Source organism: Paraburkholderia sediminicola (genome assembly GCF_046030555.1).
In the GTDB taxonomy this organism is placed as follows: Bacteria; Pseudomonadota; Gammaproteobacteria; order Burkholderiales; family Burkholderiaceae; genus Paraburkholderia; species Paraburkholderia sediminicola_E.
Window position 1 is genome coordinate 14,421 of record NZ_JAQQCH010000013.1, and the last position, 15,354, is coordinate 29,774.

Annotated in this window: 15 protein-coding genes and 4 pseudogenes; 9 read left to right on the plus strand and 10 right to left on the minus strand. The window is 58.9% G+C overall.

Going from position 1 to position 15,354, the window contains the following annotated elements:
• Nucleotides 1-90 precede the first annotated feature (90 nt).
• Genes PQQ52_RS19180 through PQQ52_RS19190 form a run of 3 tightly spaced genes read left to right on the plus strand, consistent with a single transcriptional unit; the run spans nucleotide 91 to nucleotide 4,277 of the window.
• On the plus strand, nucleotides 91-1,788 hold the full coding sequence (locus PQQ52_RS19180) for an OmpA family protein (protein WP_408214447.1): 1,698 nt from the start codon (nucleotides 91-93) through the stop codon (nucleotides 1,786-1,788).
• A gap of 27 nt (nucleotides 1,789-1,815) precedes the next feature.
• On the plus strand, nucleotides 1,816-3,405 hold the full coding sequence (locus PQQ52_RS19185; RefSeq protein WP_408214449.1) for a hypothetical protein: 1,590 nt from the start codon (nucleotides 1,816-1,818) through the stop codon (nucleotides 3,403-3,405).
• Nucleotides 3,405-4,277 (plus strand): hypothetical protein, encoded by an 873-nt coding sequence (locus tag PQQ52_RS19190; RefSeq protein ID WP_408214452.1) that lies wholly within the window; start codon nucleotides 3,405-3,407, stop codon nucleotides 4,275-4,277. Before PQQ52_RS19185 ends, PQQ52_RS19190 begins: the two co-directional genes overlap by 1 nt.
• 666 nt (nucleotides 4,278-4,943) lie before the next feature.
• On the opposite strand, the gene PQQ52_RS19195 is transcribed toward PQQ52_RS19190, so the two are convergent.
• Together PQQ52_RS19195 and PQQ52_RS19200 are read right to left on the minus strand one after the other, a co-directional pair.
• Nucleotides 4,944-5,816 (minus strand): DMT family transporter, encoded by an 873-nt coding sequence (locus PQQ52_RS19195; RefSeq protein WP_408214455.1) that lies wholly within the window; start codon nucleotides 5,814-5,816, stop codon nucleotides 4,944-4,946.
• Nucleotides 5,817-6,010: 194 nt separating this feature from the next.
• Entirely contained in the window at nucleotides 6,011-7,450 is a 1,440-nt protein-coding gene (locus PQQ52_RS19200) for a DNA-3-methyladenine glycosylase 2 family protein (protein ID WP_408214458.1), read from the minus strand.
• A gap of 26 nt (nucleotides 7,451-7,476) precedes the next feature.
• Here PQQ52_RS19200 and PQQ52_RS19205 point away from each other — a divergent pair, with 26 nt between their 5' ends.
• Entirely contained in the window at nucleotides 7,477-7,695 is a 219-nt protein-coding gene (locus PQQ52_RS19205; RefSeq protein WP_408214460.1) for a hypothetical protein, read from the plus strand.
• Nucleotides 7,696-7,746: 51 nt separating this feature from the next.
• Here PQQ52_RS19205 and PQQ52_RS19210 read toward each other — a convergent pair whose 3' ends face one another.
• Both PQQ52_RS19210 and PQQ52_RS19215 read right to left on the minus strand, forming a co-directional pair.
• Nucleotides 7,747-8,112 (minus strand): PhzF family phenazine biosynthesis protein, encoded by a 366-nt coding sequence (locus tag PQQ52_RS19210; RefSeq protein WP_408214463.1) that lies wholly within the window; start codon nucleotides 8,110-8,112, stop codon nucleotides 7,747-7,749.
• A 71-nt stretch (nucleotides 8,113-8,183) separates the two neighbouring features.
• Nucleotides 8,184-8,573 (minus strand): annotated as a pseudogene (locus tag PQQ52_RS19215) (PhzF family phenazine biosynthesis protein); the annotation flags it as partial.
• Here PQQ52_RS19215 and PQQ52_RS19220 point away from each other — a divergent pair.
• The gene (locus PQQ52_RS19220; protein WP_408214935.1) at nucleotides 8,535-8,915 is read left to right on the plus strand and encodes a hypothetical protein; all 381 of its coding nucleotides are present in this window, start codon (nucleotides 8,535-8,537) and stop codon (nucleotides 8,913-8,915) included. The pseudogene PQQ52_RS19215 and the gene PQQ52_RS19220 overlap by 39 nt on opposite strands.
• Before the next feature lie 276 nt (nucleotides 8,916-9,191).
• Here PQQ52_RS19220 and PQQ52_RS19225 read toward each other — a convergent pair whose 3' ends face one another.
• The 4 genes and pseudogenes from PQQ52_RS19225 to PQQ52_RS19240 form a co-directional block, all read right to left on the minus strand.
• Nucleotides 9,192-9,506 carry a hypothetical protein gene (locus PQQ52_RS19225; protein WP_408214464.1) on the minus strand — a complete coding sequence of 105 codons (315 nt, stop codon included), beginning with the start codon at nucleotides 9,504-9,506 and terminating at the stop codon, nucleotides 9,192-9,194.
• 132 nt (nucleotides 9,507-9,638) lie between these two features.
• Nucleotides 9,639-9,797, minus strand: coding sequence for a hypothetical protein (locus PQQ52_RS19230; protein WP_408214466.1), 159 nt, complete (start codon nucleotides 9,795-9,797; stop codon nucleotides 9,639-9,641).
• 39 nt (nucleotides 9,798-9,836) lie between these two features.
• Nucleotides 9,837-10,544: pseudogene (locus PQQ52_RS19235) on the minus strand (SDR family NAD(P)-dependent oxidoreductase).
• Nucleotides 10,545-10,689: 145 nt separating this feature from the next.
• Complete coding sequence (locus PQQ52_RS19240; RefSeq protein WP_408214468.1) at nucleotides 10,690-11,256, minus strand: phasin family protein; 567 nt, start codon at nucleotides 11,254-11,256, stop codon at nucleotides 10,690-10,692.
• A 304-nt stretch (nucleotides 11,257-11,560) separates the two neighbouring features.
• Between PQQ52_RS19240 and PQQ52_RS19245 the strand changes: the two genes are divergently transcribed.
• Together PQQ52_RS19245 and PQQ52_RS19250 are read left to right on the plus strand one after the other, a co-directional pair.
• Nucleotides 11,561-11,725 carry a hypothetical protein gene (locus PQQ52_RS19245; RefSeq protein ID WP_408214470.1) on the plus strand — a complete coding sequence of 55 codons (165 nt, stop codon included), beginning with the start codon at nucleotides 11,561-11,563 and terminating at the stop codon, nucleotides 11,723-11,725.
• A 463-nt stretch (nucleotides 11,726-12,188) separates the two neighbouring features.
• Nucleotides 12,189-12,377: pseudogene (locus tag PQQ52_RS19250) on the plus strand (cold-shock protein); the annotation flags it as partial.
• A 128-nt stretch (nucleotides 12,378-12,505) separates the two neighbouring features.
• Here the strand turns inward: PQQ52_RS19250 and PQQ52_RS19255 are convergent.
• Nucleotides 12,506-12,751 (minus strand): hypothetical protein, encoded by a 246-nt coding sequence (locus tag PQQ52_RS19255; protein WP_408214473.1) that lies wholly within the window; start codon nucleotides 12,749-12,751, stop codon nucleotides 12,506-12,508.
• A 391-nt stretch (nucleotides 12,752-13,142) separates the two neighbouring features.
• Nucleotides 13,143-13,542 (minus strand): annotated as a pseudogene (locus PQQ52_RS19260) (integration host factor subunit alpha).
• Nucleotides 13,543-14,628: 1,086 nt separating this feature from the next.
• On the opposite strand from PQQ52_RS19260, the gene PQQ52_RS19265 reads away from it, so the two are divergent.
• Both PQQ52_RS19265 and PQQ52_RS19270 read left to right on the plus strand, forming a co-directional pair.
• Nucleotides 14,629-14,814 carry a hypothetical protein gene (locus PQQ52_RS19265; RefSeq protein ID WP_408214475.1) on the plus strand — a complete coding sequence of 62 codons (186 nt, stop codon included), beginning with the start codon at nucleotides 14,629-14,631 and terminating at the stop codon, nucleotides 14,812-14,814.
• A gap of 81 nt (nucleotides 14,815-14,895) precedes the next feature.
• On the plus strand, nucleotides 14,896-15,330 hold the full coding sequence (locus tag PQQ52_RS19270) for a universal stress protein (protein ID WP_408214478.1): 435 nt from the start codon (nucleotides 14,896-14,898) through the stop codon (nucleotides 15,328-15,330).
• The last annotated feature ends 24 nt before the right edge of the window (nucleotides 15,331-15,354 follow it).

Sequence of the window (15,354 nt, forward strand, 5' to 3'; positions counted from 1 at the left end):
TGCACCAAAATCAAACAAGCGGTTCCGGTCTTCGGCCTGCCAATCGGTCAACCAGATAAGACTGGCCGTCGAATCTCAATAAGGACTTGAATGACGATTCGTAGCCCCATCGTGTTTGGCGTGGTTTTATGCGTCTCGGGATGTGCGATCAATCCACAAACCGGTCAACCTGAAGTCGCCGCCCCGGTTAAGTCCCAGTTCAACAGTATTTTCAATAGTGACGACCCGTGTTCGAACAACGACCGCAATATTGGCATTGCGGTTGGTGCGGTGGCCGGTGGCGTCGTCGGGTATCTCACTCGTGGTGCCAAAGGCGCCGCTGCTGGCGTGGTACTGGGAGCCGGCGGTGGTTTTCTCGTCGGTCACGCGCTGGACACGCGCCGCTGCGAGCTGTACAGGATCGCGCAGGCGAATGGCCTGAAATTAGCCTCAGCACCTATCACCCAAGGCAAATCAGGCGCTCCTGGCTCGGCTGACAAGCCTACAACGGTGGGGCTTGACGTTCAGCTTGAGAACAAAACAGATGAGTTCGTTGCAGGCACCGCAGAGCTGACGCCGCAGGCACACAAGTATCTCGCCGAGATCGCGAATCAATATACTCCGAAGACGCTACTGGCCGCCTTGCCGGCGAACGCGACGCCTGAACAGCGAGTACAGGCGGGCGGACGGAAGGTGCTGATCGTCGGCCATACCGACGAAAGCGACGCATCACGCGGCGCCGATCCCTCGACGCTTTCGCAACAACGTGCGAAGGCGGTCGCCAAGGTATTCGTGGATCAGGGTGTTCCAGTGCAGAACATCTTCTATCAAGGTGCAGGCGATACGTTGCCGATAGCGTCGAACGCCACGGACCAGGGTCGACAAGAAAACCAGCGAGTGCAGATCGTCGACGTCCCCACAGAAGCCGACCTGCAGCAATTTCTGTCGCAACGCACCGCCGACCCGGCCAACTACCGTTTTGCCAGCGCGGTTGCGACCGTCAGCGACAAGGTGGCCGCAAATGACAGCAACAGCGCTGTCCGTACCGCCACCCAGGATCGTCCAGTGCGGCACAAGCAACAGCTTCAGACCCGTCAAAAAACGGCAACTGATGACGCGGAGAAAACCGCAAGTGCGAGCAGCAACAATAGCGACAGGGACGCAGAAACGATCCCGGCACCTATCGCACGCACTGAGGTGTCTCCCACCGTCAACTCGCCTCGCGCATCCGCGTCCGCCGGCAAGATCGGACCAGGCTACGATTTCGGCGGTAATCTCACATCAGGGGGAGGTATTCCGGTGCGACTCGGTTCCGCTCCGGCAAAATCATCGTTTAGCCTGATCAGTAGCGCGAATGCGAATGCGCCGATGACGCTCAACTCGTGCTTGGGTGACCGTCCGCACAACGCATCGGCCGTGCGCAACCTGGCCACAGACCAGGTGCTGAACGTTCGCGACTACCTGCCCGGCTTTTACGGCGCACCGTGGGCGGCAGGACTTAACGGCAACCTGGTCGCGCTGCTCAATGTTCGCGTGCCGAGTGACGCCGGTAGTCCCGTACCCCAGCCCGAACTCAAGATCTACAAGGACTACGCTGGCAATGTAACCCAGAAGCCGTCCTATTCCTCGCGTGTTCCCGTAAATGTATATCGGGGTAGCGATGCCACACTCTATCGCGTATTTGTCGATGGTCCGATGCGTTGTATGGATCTCATCGTGCCAAACAGCAAGCCGCGCGCTACCGGCAACGTCTACTACACCAACCGGTCGGTCGACTACACCGCGTCGGGCGATTTCGCGCTCCACTAATTCAGATAACGATTCCGAGGGTTCATCGTGCTCACCGATTTCTTCCAGGCGTTTGTCTCCACCATAGCGTGGTCACTGCCGCTCCTGATTGCCGCCATCGTGACCATCTTCTTTGCGTGGAAGCGCTATACAGACGATCTCTGGTGGGCCGACTTCTGGGTTTGCGTGCCATTGGTTGGCAAGATGCGCCGATGGAAACAGCAGACGCATGGCATTGAGAACCTCTCTGCCTGGAAGGATGCAGGTTTGCCACCAGCTGAAGAATCGCTGTGTTCAACCTACATCGACAAGTTGCCGAAGGTTGATCCCGAGGTTTTCTCGCGCGCAAGTGAATATCTGAAGATCACACACCAGAATGGCCGCGCACCGGTGTCTGCCTTCATGATGGCCGCGCTGATCCTGCTGACGATCGCGGAAGCGGCGGGCACAGGGATGCTGATCGCGCCATTTGTTGCAAGCGAAATAACCGGGAACCAGATGGTCTGGATCGGCTACGTAATCGCAACCGTAATGGCCGTCGGACTGCTCGGGCTGACCCACTTCGCTGGCAAGGAAGTGTACAAACGTTCAGCGATCAGAAAGGCGCTTGGTTCTGTGAATGCGACCGTAGAGGGTTACACCGGTCATAAGATAAGCAGCGGCGACGACCAGCAGGTGGACAAAGACGCATCTCCGAAGGTCCGTTTCGGCAGCCGGGTGCTTGAGGGCGCGCATGATCGCGGCAGCCTCGTAGCTCCGATCCTCGCAATCTCGCTGCTAACGCTTCTGCTTATCGGCATCACATGGATGCGAATCAAGGGCCTGCAGATCGAAATGACAAATCACGTCGCCGACCATGGTCAGCTGGCGGCAGGCAGCGGTAGCAATCCGTTCGCGACCGTATCGGGGCTCGATGCATCGACGCCGCTCCCCACCGATGTGACGGATTCGTCGCGCGCCGCGCAGCAGAGTGTTGATCATGAGCTGAGCAGCGAAATGTTCAGCCAAGGCATCGCCGGTGCCATCGTGCTTGCGATCATCTACGTGATCACGCAGGCGCTCGGTTTCTTCCAGGCGTTCGGTAGCTCGTTCATCGGCGATGGCAAGAATGCCTATCACCAGACGCTTGGACACACCAGCTTCCAAAGCTACTTTGCAAAGCACATCAAGCCCGCGCTCGATCGAGGCAATATGCGACTCACGGAACTGCGCGCCCATCTGGGCCGCGAAGTGCCGAAGTACCGTGAGAGTGTGTCGAATATGAGCTGTCTCGATTACTATAATCGCAAGTTGCAGGAAGAGTCGCAGCAAACAATTGTGACTGCGCAGACGCCACGCACAGATAGTGCAGCCCCCTCAGCTCCCGTCCGACTGGCCGAACAATCAACTTTGCCCGCAACCGCCGACTCCGCCACCGGAGCAGCAACTCACCCCCTATTCAATGATGTTTCGCGTATCGCCGAAAGGATCGTCGATGAGTCAGATAAGGATCGCCGCAAGGTAATTCTCGACATTGCTGCGGAGGATTCGGCCGAACGTCGCAATTCGATTCTTGCCGCCGTGCAGGCGCTCAAGACGCGTCGTAAGGCAGCCGCCGAGCAGGCCCGTATGGAAGATGACGTTCTTGGGGATCTGTGATGCACCGCCCCTTTAAAGCATTGCGTTCGTTCGCAGTCGGCACGTGCCTTGCGGCGACGGTCGCATTGCCCGCTCACGCGGGGCTAATAAACGATGTTCCCAGCTGCTATGCCGCCAACAAGATCGCTGCGCCTCAGATTCCCTACGACCAGCTCATCTATGTGCTGATCGACCAGACAGTGCTGCTTGATGCGACTTTACAGAAGTCTGTGCTCGATAACGTTCTAGCAATGTTGAAACCGGGCACGAAGTTCGTCATTGCCGAATTCTCGGCGTTTTCGCAGGGGCACTACCTCAATGTCCTGCATACAGGTGTAATCGAACGCCCTATTCCCGCAAGCGACGAAGGAAATGTCGTGATGAGCCGTCTTAAGGACTTCCGCACCTGCATGCAGCAGCAACTGGTATACGGCCAGAGGCTCGCACTCGGAACGACCTCGCAGGTGCTGAAATCCGGAACATCCAGTCTCGACCAGTCTGACATCATGATGGCGTTGAAGAGCGTGTCGACTGCCGTTGCGCAGGAGAGAGCCACACACAAGCTGGTTTTCGTTGTCACAGACGGACTGGAAAATTCCAGTATGACAAGCTTCTACGCGCGCAACGCGATGCGTCGCATCAATCCAGCCGTTGAACTGAAGAAGGCACAGGACAGTAACATGTTCGGCAATTTCGGCTCAGCACGCGTCTTCATTCTGGGCGCGGGTGTGATGCCGCCTTCCCCCAACGGATCAACGACCGAACGTAATGGCTATCGCGATCCGAAGACGCTGACGGATCTGAAGCAGTTCTGGGACGGATATTTCTCGCACTCGAATGCTCAACTTGTGGAGTTCGGTGCCCCGGCGCTAATTGAGCCGCTGGCCTGGTAGAGTGGAACAACCTTGCGCGCGAAAGTCAGGCGCCGCCGCCACTTCGCAAAATGGGTCCGATTCGGTTTGCTTCGGCAAGATCAGCGGTGATCGGCCTCGCGCATCGCCTTGCAGGCAGCTCACGCAGGCTGACCCACTTCATCGTTCTCACGAAGGTCCTGCCTGTGGTGTCGAGAGATTAGATCATCGCGCGTTGCCCGCGGGCTTCCGCAATGACGTGCACGATGCACGTCCGGTAGCGCAGCAACGCACCGATCGTTCCTGCCCTTCAGACCTGAACAAGGTTCTCATACCAAAAGCTCAACTTCCCTCTCATCTCACGGTGTAACCTCAAGCGGGAACGCTTTCATCGATATTCAATTCGGTGCTGCACTTGGGGCCGGCCAGAAAAGCTACAAAGTCTCCTCAAAAGTTCGTTTGGATAACAACTTTCTGCGAAACCTGCTTGAAGCAAACCTGTTCCCGACGTCTCTGCCAGTCACAATTCGACTGGCCACGCGCAGGAACAAAATTATGCAAACCGACGCGAGTGCCAGACAAACTGCGCCTGCTAAGTCAAGAATTACAACACGGTTCCTAAAAAATCCGGGGGTGACGCTCATTGCGAGGACGCGATCGTCGTTGATCGACCCACAACGGTCCTGCGCCGCCCTCCAGAGCGGACGGTCATGCGCTGCGGGCCAGCATCCACCCGAGCTTTCCGCTCGCCAAAGCTGTTCCGAAGAGCACGATCGCGCATCCAGCGATCATCACCGATGTGATCGCCTCCCCCAGGAAAGCCGCGCCCCAGATCATTCCAAAGATAGGGATAAGAAAAGTGACAGACGCGGCGTATGCGGCACCGACACGCTCAACCAGCCTGAAAAACAACACGTACGCAAAGCCCGTACACACCACGCCGAGTGCTGCGACGCATGCCCAGGTCGACGGCGCGACGGCGTGCCTTGGCCAAAAGAACAGCGCGAGCGGGATCAGCAAGATTGAGGCAAACAGTTGACTGCCAAAAGCGACAACGAACGGATTCACGCCCGCCAGATGACGTTTGGAATAGTTCACCGCAAATCCGTAGAACAGAGTCGCGAGCAGTGCAGCACCAATCGCCAGCGGGAGAGCGCCGGCACCGCCGATGAGGGTGCCCCACGCCAGAATCACGACGCCCGCAAGCCCAAGCATCAACCCGATGGCCTGCCCGCGTCGCATCGATCCTCGGAAACCAGCGACCGCGATTAGTGCAGCCCAGAGTGGGGTCGTCGCGTTCAAGATCGAATCAACGCCCGCGTTCACGTAGAGAGTCGAAAATGCGAGCAGACAAAACGGTACGGCAGAGTTGGTCACGCCCACGACGAACAACGGCCACGCTTTGGATCTAAACTGGCTACGTGCTGTTGCTGATCGAAGCACTGGCGCCAGAACGATTGCCGCAATTGTGACGCGTAGCGCGATTAGAGGGATCGGTCCGAGCTCCGGTGCCGCCACACGCATAAAAAGAAACGATGCACCCCAGATAGCAGCAAGCGCGAGCAGTTCGATTACGTTCATTGAATATGTCGATCCAGTGGTTGAATAGTAATAGGCGCTTGCATCCGTCACTTCTGCAAGGCTGCGAGTGGCGGGTGCACGAATGAGTCGCGCGACAATGCTTCGTCGATCGAGATCGGTGCCGTTAATAATCGCCTCGCCCGGGGCATCCGGGACAGCGTCGCTCTACGGGCCGTGAACTCGGCAGACCGGGATTATTCGCGTTGCGCTTCGTGGCGACGCCAAACGTGCAACGTTGCATAGGCTCGCCACGGCTGCCATCGTTGGGCGTGTTGATTAAGTGCTGGTGCGCTCGAATAGCCTAGCTGCTTCTTCAGTACGGCATCGCCATCGGGGAATGCATTGGGCCATGCCAGCGAGCGCATAGCGATGTACTGGACCGTCCATTCGCCGATTCCCCGGATACTCCTTAGCGAGGCGAGCGTCTCTTCTAGCGGTGCCAACGGTTCCAAAACAATCCGACCCGCGGATACTTCCTTCGCGACGGCAATGATTGCTTCTGCCCGGATGCGTGTGATGCCTGCCTCCTGAAGTGCGGTGACCGGGATGTCGGCGAACACCGTTGCCGAAGGAAACGTCGTCGTCAAGTCGAAGGGGCCTGCGAGCTTCGTCCCAAAACGGCCAGCCATACGCGATAAGATCGTTCGTGCGCTTGGAACGGAGATTTGCTGTCCGACAATAGCGCGCACCGCAATCTCGAAACCATCGAAGGTGCCGGGAACCCGCATACCCGGTAACTCAGCGGCCAGCTCGCCTAGATGCATGTCGATCAGGTCCGGGCGGGCGGAAAGGTCGAACATTCGTCGAACTCGGCCGAGAACCGGTGCGATGACCGGCGTCAGGGATATAGAAACCTTAACGTTGATCGCGTACCGTTGTGGTGCGTGCGTTACGCTGATCCAGCCCGCTAGGTTCTGGCTACCCCGCTTTAGCTCGATGACTCTGGCATAGGAGTTGTCGCCAATTTGCTCAACGCCGTCGATTTGCCGATGCGCGAGAAATGCAAGCACGCCTGACCAGGAAAAAGGCGGCCTGTATCCAAGCGAAAAGGTGATCGTTTCCTGCGGATGAGAGTCGATCTCCTTCCGGAACCGAACTGGATTCAAACCATACTGTTTCAAAAACAGGTCGTTGAACCTCCGGACGCTGCCGAACCCTGCTGTCAATGCCACTGTGGTGACGGGCAAACGCGTGTCAGTCAAGAGGCGCTTTGCTAGCAGCAACCTCTGCGTCTGAGCGAATTCGATCATCGATACGCCGTATTCGGCATCGAAAATCCGGCGGAGGTGCCGGTCGGTAACGCCAATGCGCGCCGCTAGCTCTGCGAGACTTGCGGTGTTTAGAAAACCCTCTTCTATGAGTGTCGCGGCCGCTTGCGCCAGTCGGGCCGACGCATCAAGTAGTCCATTTCCGGGTGCCAACTCCGGACGGCAGCGCAGACAGGGGCGAAACCCAGCTTTCTCAGCCGCTGCCATGTTAGGGAAAAATTTACAGTTCTGCCGCTTTGGGGTCCGGACGGGACAAACCGGTCGACAGTAAATACCCGTCGAAGTGACGCCGACGAAGAACCAGCCATCGAAGCGGCGATCTCGCGAAAGCAATGTCTGATAGCAGGTGTCAGGGTCGAGGTTCATGCTCAAACTTTAGCGGAAACCAGCGCGTGACTCTGGCCAGATTCGGACATGAGTATTCGATCGCCCGTGAGACGGGGCACGGCGTGATGAAGCATCACCGTTTCTTGCCGAGTGGAACGCCGGAGGTCATGACCAGTGTTGACGATCTTGCTCGTACGGGTGAACGGCCGAAAGTGGCCGATCATCGCCTCATGCAGCTGGCATCGACTGTCCGATCTCGCGCAGTCGCGATCGTCGGCACGTGACCCACAAAGGACGCGCAACTTTCTCGATAGCGGAGGCTGGCCGACGATCAATTAAGCGTCGCCCGCGAGTTGAAACACCCCTTCCATAACGCTGACACATTTGCCCCCGACACGGACCCTTGCATGACCCTCATGTGTGTCAACTTTCGCGAATAGAATGCTCGGGCGACCCATGTCCACGCCTTGGGCGACGCACAGCGACAGTTCCGACAAGCCCCGGATCTGAGCAATGAGCGCAGCAGTTGCTGCTGTCGCGCTGCCCGGAGCCGGGTCTTCTGTCATGCGCGGTGTGAACATCCGTGCCTCCAGATCGCAGATAGGTCCTGCTTTGACGCGATCGATATCGCGTGTATAGCCATAGATGGATCCGGCACCGTCAATCGGAAGCAAGCCTTTGAACGCCACGAGATTCGGCACACATCGCCGTAGAGAAGTTCAACGACGAGAAACGGGAGATCGACAGAGGCGACCTGCGGGGCGTGAGCATCCACCCGGACGTCATCAGGGGTGAGTGAGGGACACGCGGCTACCTGGCTTGCGGAGGCATGTGACAGTCGCGCCAACGGTTCAGGCGCAATGAGCTCAGCACCGACTACGGCCCCACCCTCTTTCAGCTGGTTTACGGGAACCAAACCAGCTAACTCTTCGAAGACGAGCAGATCTGGCAACGGATTCCGACCGGATTCCGCCCTTGCCGCGAGCACAAATGCCGTGCCGATGTTCGGGTGTCCGGCGAAGGGTATCTCGCGGCTCGGCGTAAAAATTCTTACCCAAGCAGTATTAGCGGCATCGCGGGGAGGCAACACGAATGTCGTTTCACTGATCAAAAGAGACCGGTCATGTATGAGGATCACTACCAGAAAATTGACTTGCTCCATTCCGTGCTGCTTCACCGTGGCCAGTGCGGGCAGCTGACCTCGGCCTTCACCGTGATCAATGGGGTTGAGGCGAGTCTGAAGGCGGACGGGCTGCTCGGGCCGCTCGAGTCCCTGCGCGTGAATGCCGCGAGAGGTGCGCTGCATCGGCGCATGTTGCGGACGGCGCAGGCTCGTAAGTTGGCTGCGTGTTGCTTCCACCGGCCCATTCGTTTCAGCTTGTTCGCCGAATTCGCGGCCCTTAGAGTTTGTATGCATTACGATGTATCTATACATACATCACAAAAGCGCCCCAAACCCATTGCTGACAGTAAAGTCAGCCAGAAGTCATACCAAAAATGTTGAATTTGGGTATAAGACAGTCCGTGTGGACAAATGATGTCTGACGCGCCGGCGCCCCCAGCCATCCTGCGACTTTGCCGCCGCATGCCTGGTCATCGGCAACAACCGGGCCCGATAACGGCCAACATCCATTTGACCGGCAACAAAACCGCGTTAGTCTGTGTCCGCTGTGGCGTTCTCAGGCGCAGTGGCCACCCTCGGCTTTTGCTGGTCCTTTCGGCTGCAGAATCCACTCTGCCAGGGCCTTGGCGCCCAGGTTCTTTTATAGCGCGTGCAGATCTAGCCGCCACGGCGTGGCGGGGATGTCGGTACGGTGTGCAGAGAAGCCGCGACAACCCATGGCTGGGCGCTCAGCCGCTGGGCGATGTCGGCCAGCGCTGCGGGTGACACCGCCTCGAACGTGACCGTCATTTCGTCGAAGTCGTGCTTCCTGCTGCAATGAACCCGGGCGTGCATCGCCTGCGTGGCGTACTGTCCCAGCGCCTGCCAGACCTGAATGATTCTCAGCTGACCCGACGCAGCGCGCACCGTGATGCGGGGCGCGGCGGCGTCAGCCGGATGTTCGTCTCGATGTGTCATTGCTGTGTTTGCCATGTCAACGCTCGCCCGTCGTTCTGGCACTGGTCTGGGCAGATCCGCGTACCACGCAGGCAGCCGGTGGAACGCAGGAGCATGATGGATGGTGTCTGCCGGACACGAGCCGATGTCTGCATACCGACGATGCTGTTAATTCCGGCGCCGCATCACGTCAAGGCAGTGATGCGGGTCCATCCGTTTGAGGAGCCGCGCCCGGCGATGCTCGCGGCGATAGTGGCCAATGACCAGCGTCGCCGCAATGGCGAGTACCAACACCCCGACGATCATGCCCACCCAGGATTCGATCATGGTGACCTCCTTCTCACGCGTTCGACTGCCCCTGAAGCTTTACTGTAGATGCTGGCCGCCGTTGATCGCAATGTTGGCCCCGGGCACGACCGCCGCGGCTCCCCCGGGTCGCCCGAGACGGCCGACCGCGATGTGCGGAATGATCTTAATATCGAACACGTCCTGCGGCACAGAGGTCACCATCGTCGCGGCGGTGAAGCCCGGTGAGATCGTGTTGACCGTCACACTCTTTTTTGCCACTTCGAGCGCCAGCGACTTCGTGAAGCCGTACATGTCCGCTTTCGCGGCCGCATAGCTGGGTCTGGCCACCGCCCTTGGAGCCTGTCATCGACGACACATTGCTGATGTGGCCTCGGCCGCGCCGACCATGCCGTCGCAGAACGGCTTCGTCATGTCGAACACCGAATCGGGATGGGTCCGGATCATCGCATTCCAGATAATCTCGTCCAGCTTCCTGAAGGTCGCGTCGCGGGTAATGCCCGCGTTGTTGGCGAGCATGTCGACCGCACCGACCTCGCTGCTGATTCGCTGCGCGCCGTGCTGACAGGAGTCGTAGTCGACCATGTCCACCGCATAGGCGTGGAATTGCCGGTCATCCGTGGCCATCTGCGCGAGCCAGCGCTCGACACCCGCATTGTTCGGCGAATGGGTGACCACTACCGTGTAATCCGCGTCATGAAGCTCGACGCTGATGGCTTCGCCAAACCGACCCATTCCGCCCGTCACCAGGGCCAGCCGCTTTGACATGGTTCACTCCTTGTCCAGAGGGGTCAATGGTCAACGATGCTGGATGAGAGCCCCCCACCTCGCGTCGCGTGTCGACCGGGAAGTCGCGCGCGACCGACGTGCATCGTTGTGTCGCGAAGACGAAGACGACCGCCCGCGCCCATAGCTATTTCTTCGCCGCGCGCGACGCCCGCTCGACAGCCTGTTGCGTCGCTTTCGATGCCGCGGCGGACGCCAGACTGAAGTTGCTTTCGGCAACGTCGACCGCCTGCTGCGTGGTGCGCTGGACCGTTTCGTACAGCGTACTGGTGGCCGTGATCGCTGATTTCAGTGCGGTGACGGCGGCTTCCGAGCCGGCTGGCGCACGCTGCGCGACCGTGTCGACCAGCGTCTGTACCTGGCGCTGATGCGTTTCGACCTGCGCCCCGGCGAGCTTCGCCATTTCCGTCTGCGTGGCGGTGATAATCGCGAACACCTGACGGCCGTAAGACTGGATCTTCCCGGTAGTCGGCTGCATCAGAAGGGCGGCCAAGGCGGCCAGATCCTGCGGCTCCCTGACCGACAGCGCCTTGAGCACGTGGTCCTGGCTGCCGGCCAGCGCCGACCGGGTCGCCTGCAGGTTCAGTTCGACCAGCTTCTGACAGCCTTCGAATGCCGTGCGGGTCAGACCGAACAGTGCGTCCAGGCTGGCCTTCTGTATCGCGGCGAATTGCTCGGGTGGCAACAGACTCATGATGAAGCTCCTCAAAATCGATCCGTCGCGCGTCCGGGGGAGCCGGACTTTGAGGTGGCCGCGACGAGCCGGGTTGATCAAAGTCCGGCGAAACCGCTGGACTGCGCAACGAACCTGAACGGACCGGGAAAATCGATGCAGATTGCTGGTCTGGACTGCTAACCACGTGGGTGTGCGCGTCCTTTCAGCGGGCGTCGATGGGACCGTCGGGCATGAATGCAATCGTCTGGACTGGCGGCAGACCGACCCCGGTGGCAGGCGGTAACCGCGCTGGCGCGGATCCTCAGCGGACCCGCGTCACAGCATGAAGAACGGCCTCGCCGTCACGGGTGACGTAAGGCCGTGGTGGACCAGGGGGACCCTGGTCCAGGGCGACGAGCCGGTGCGTGAGCAGCGCGTCAAGATCCGCGTGATCCAGGTTGATCTGATCGGGAGCGTTTCTGACAGCATCGGTGTCGCGTATTCATGAGGGCTTAGCATCTTCGTCTCCTGGCAGGGGTACACCCGGCGCGAAAGCTCGCCCGGTGGCCGTCGCGTTGCGAGCGGCAACGACGCAGGCGATACATCCTCGCTTGCTTACAAATTAATTACTTTACACCAAGAGGAGGCTCCATCGTAATGCGGCTTCGCACGGCAAAGCAACCTCTTCGGCGCATCTTTTTTGAGGCTATTTTGTCTGATTATTTGCCTCCATTCTGGCCATACATAGATGTGGCGGGCGTTTGAATCGGATCATTTCGCAGCCGCAAAACCTTTCTGAATGGACTGTGTTCAGGGTTAACGTTGATCTGGTTTGTTTGAATTTCTGTTTTAATTGCCCCCAGTACACCCTCGTCTCAGCGACAGTTGCGAGCAGGCGGATGCCAGATGAGCGGCGAGACACGTCGCGTGGCCCGGTGTCCGTGCATGGCTGTCGTTTTCAGGAATTCGGGATGGCAACGGAAACGGTGGGAACGGTCAAGTGGTTCAACGAAGCGAAGGGCTTTGGCATCATCGCGCCAGATGACGGCGGCGAGGACCTGTTCGCGCACTTCTCCGAAATCTGCGACGATGGTTTCCGGTTGCTGAAGGACAGCCACAGGGTCAGCCTTGACGTCAGGACGAGGCCGAAAGGCAGGCAGTATCCGGCGTTGAGCCTCCCGCAGGCTGGAGTCCGGCCACTCTTGAGGACGGCGGCCTCGCATCCTTCCATTAATTCCGCGCCGTACACCTCTGACAGAGGGGTAACCGTTTGTAACAGGGTACGACATTAGCGCCTTTTCTCCAGCGTATCGGCAATGCGCTCCAGTTTCTCCAGCAATGCCGATGCCTGTGCGACGGTGGTCCCGGAAGTCGCCTGCTTGGCCAGCAGCTCATTAATCCGGTTTCGCCAGTACCCGGGTTGCAAGACGGGATTTTCGCTGCCCGCTATGCAACCATTTTGTATCAGTCGATCGAGTTCATTAATTATCTTCCGGAGATGAAATAATTCCTGGTGCTCATGGTCAGCGGTCATCTCTCTACTTTCCTGGCGGACTTTCAGTGTTTCGCATTTTTCGTATATCAAGACGTTTACCATAAGCTTACATTGAATGGGTTAAAATTTTGATATTGCGGTGCATCCGAGAAACACCGGATTCCAATGGCCAGATATCATTCAATCGAAATGCCAGCGGGCGTATTGCATTGATTATCTGATCGAAAAGGACGACTGAAACCCGTTCTGACAGGAAGGCCGTCAATAACAGGAATGGAAGAAGCCGTGTACGGGTGTTAACGAATGGGCGATGTGCATTTCACATCCCGTTATGCCGCAGTGCGATCGACGGACGACCAGTCGTTTTCATCTCCTCGCGCGCATTGGCGCGCTGGGGTGGTAGCCGGGTCGTCCGCCGTCCGTCACGATGTCACTGGTTGTCATCGGCATCAACCTGCGTCTTGAGCTTCTGACTGGCATGAAACGTGACGATCCGCCGCGCCGCAATGAGCGCCGTTTCGCCGGTTTTCGGGTTGCGGCCGGGACGCGACCGTTTGTCGCGCAACTGGAAATTGCCGAAGCCGGACAACCGCACGTTTTCGCCACTTTCCAGCGCATCACGCATCACCTCGAAAAAAGCCTCGACCATTTCCTTTGCTTCCCGTCCGTTCAGACCTGCAAGGTCGTACAGCAGCGCGGCAAGGTCGGCCTTCTTGAGCTTCGGTGTGTCAGCGGGCGCTGCAGTATTCGAGGTCGGGATATCGCGCATCATGATCTGGCGCTGCGCCGAAAGAAGACCATCAAATTTCACTCGCATTCATTGAGTCCATCCCGAAAAGGCGGTGCGATCATGATGACGGAGGGAAGGCCTGGCTACCACCCCTGCGCGGCGTTACGCGCGAGCCGGCGAACGTCAGGTCGGCGCAGCCCTTTTCTGGACGCCCATGATGGAGTGCGCGTTGTGTCGTGATCGCGTGCCAGTTGCGGGACCGGGTCACCCGCCGCAGGACGTTGCAGGTTTCGGCTTGCTGGGCATTGGTCAGGACAACGGTCAGGTTGATGTGGCGCCGATAACTTCGGTTGCGCTTCGTATCGCGCACCGACCGTCCGCACAAACGCCCGCAGCCCATGCGCGTGTTGACGCGACGCTGCGAGGAGCCAGTCCAGGGCTCCAACGATGATCCACTCCCCTGCGTGACACGTTGACATGCCGCCCTGACGTATCACTCGACCGGCGGCTCGCCTTCGCCACGTGTCTTGGGTGGCCTGTCTCGCGCGTCGTCACGTTGAGGCATCCTGCTTTTCTCGTTATCGCTGTGCTTCACCGGCTGGGGATGCCGGATTTTTTCGTCGACCTCAGTCATGGCTCTCGTCCCTCGACTTTCCTGCTCGGCCTGCCGCGATCAGGAGTCTCTACTGCGCCGCGGCAAAAACAACGGGGTGGTGGCTTCGCAGGTATTGATTACCTCCCCGACCCGGCTCGGGGGCCGCGGGCGGGATCGTTGCTGAACGGCGGAATCTCTCACGTTGTGATAGTCGGCCGACCTGACGGTTGCGTCAAGACGATCGTTATGCCGGCATCCTGCTGGCTATCGCACGTCCCTTCGTGCGTCGCTGCTCGCATGCTTTACCGGCGGCGAACCTGACGCTCTTCGCAACTGGAGCTGACCCGGGCGAACGACAGGTTACGCAAGACCAGGCTGATTCCGACCGGGCAGGGCCGGAGCGCTGGTCAGATGGCTATATATGTCATGGTGTGATATATAATTGAATCGAAGTTCCGACACCGGGATCCGATGTGGAGCGAAGGTGGCCTTGATGCAGGAAACCTGAACCCGCGACAGCGGTCACCGTGTCACGGCACTGGACATCAAGGCTATAGCGGACACAGTCTCGCGTGACGAAAAGGAGGCGTGATGGTCATCAACAACGACTTTGAAATCGGCTATCTGCTGATTGCATTTGCGCTGCTTGGCATCATCCTGGTTGGCGATCTGCTCAGCGCGCTGCAGTTGCAGCGCTGGCACCCCAGGTTGCTGGGTGCAGCCGTCGGTGCGTTACTTGGCTTCGCACTGATCGGGGCCGTGCCGATGTTCACCTGAACAATCTGGTGGCGAACCGGTTCGACCGCCCGAACAGGCGACACCGGGACGACGCCGCGAAAGACGGCAAAGGAATCCATCATGGCTCCATTCAACCGGATCCTGCTCTGTTACGACGCCACGCCGGAGGGACGGCTCGCGCTGCGCTGCGGCGCGGCACTCGCGCAGCAGCTGCAGGCGGAAACCCATCTGCTCTCCTTCCTGGACAGCACGTACTGGTCGAGCGGATTCGACGTGCTGTCGTCGATCAATTTCGAGGTCGACGAGCTGGCGGCAAAAGAGACGCTGAGCGAGGGTATCGACCGGCTGCAGGCATGGGGCGTAACTGCGACGGGCCACTATTCGACAGGCAATGCGGTTGACCAGATCTGCCGTCTGGCCGATTCATTGAAGGTCGACCTGATCATCATCGGACATCATCCTCACGGTCTTTTTGCGCGCTGGTGGACGGGAGAAAACCACGCCTTGCTGCTCGACCGTGTGTCGTGCGGCGTCCTGTTCGAGGTCGCCGACTGACGGTCATACGTGGATCTGAATCGG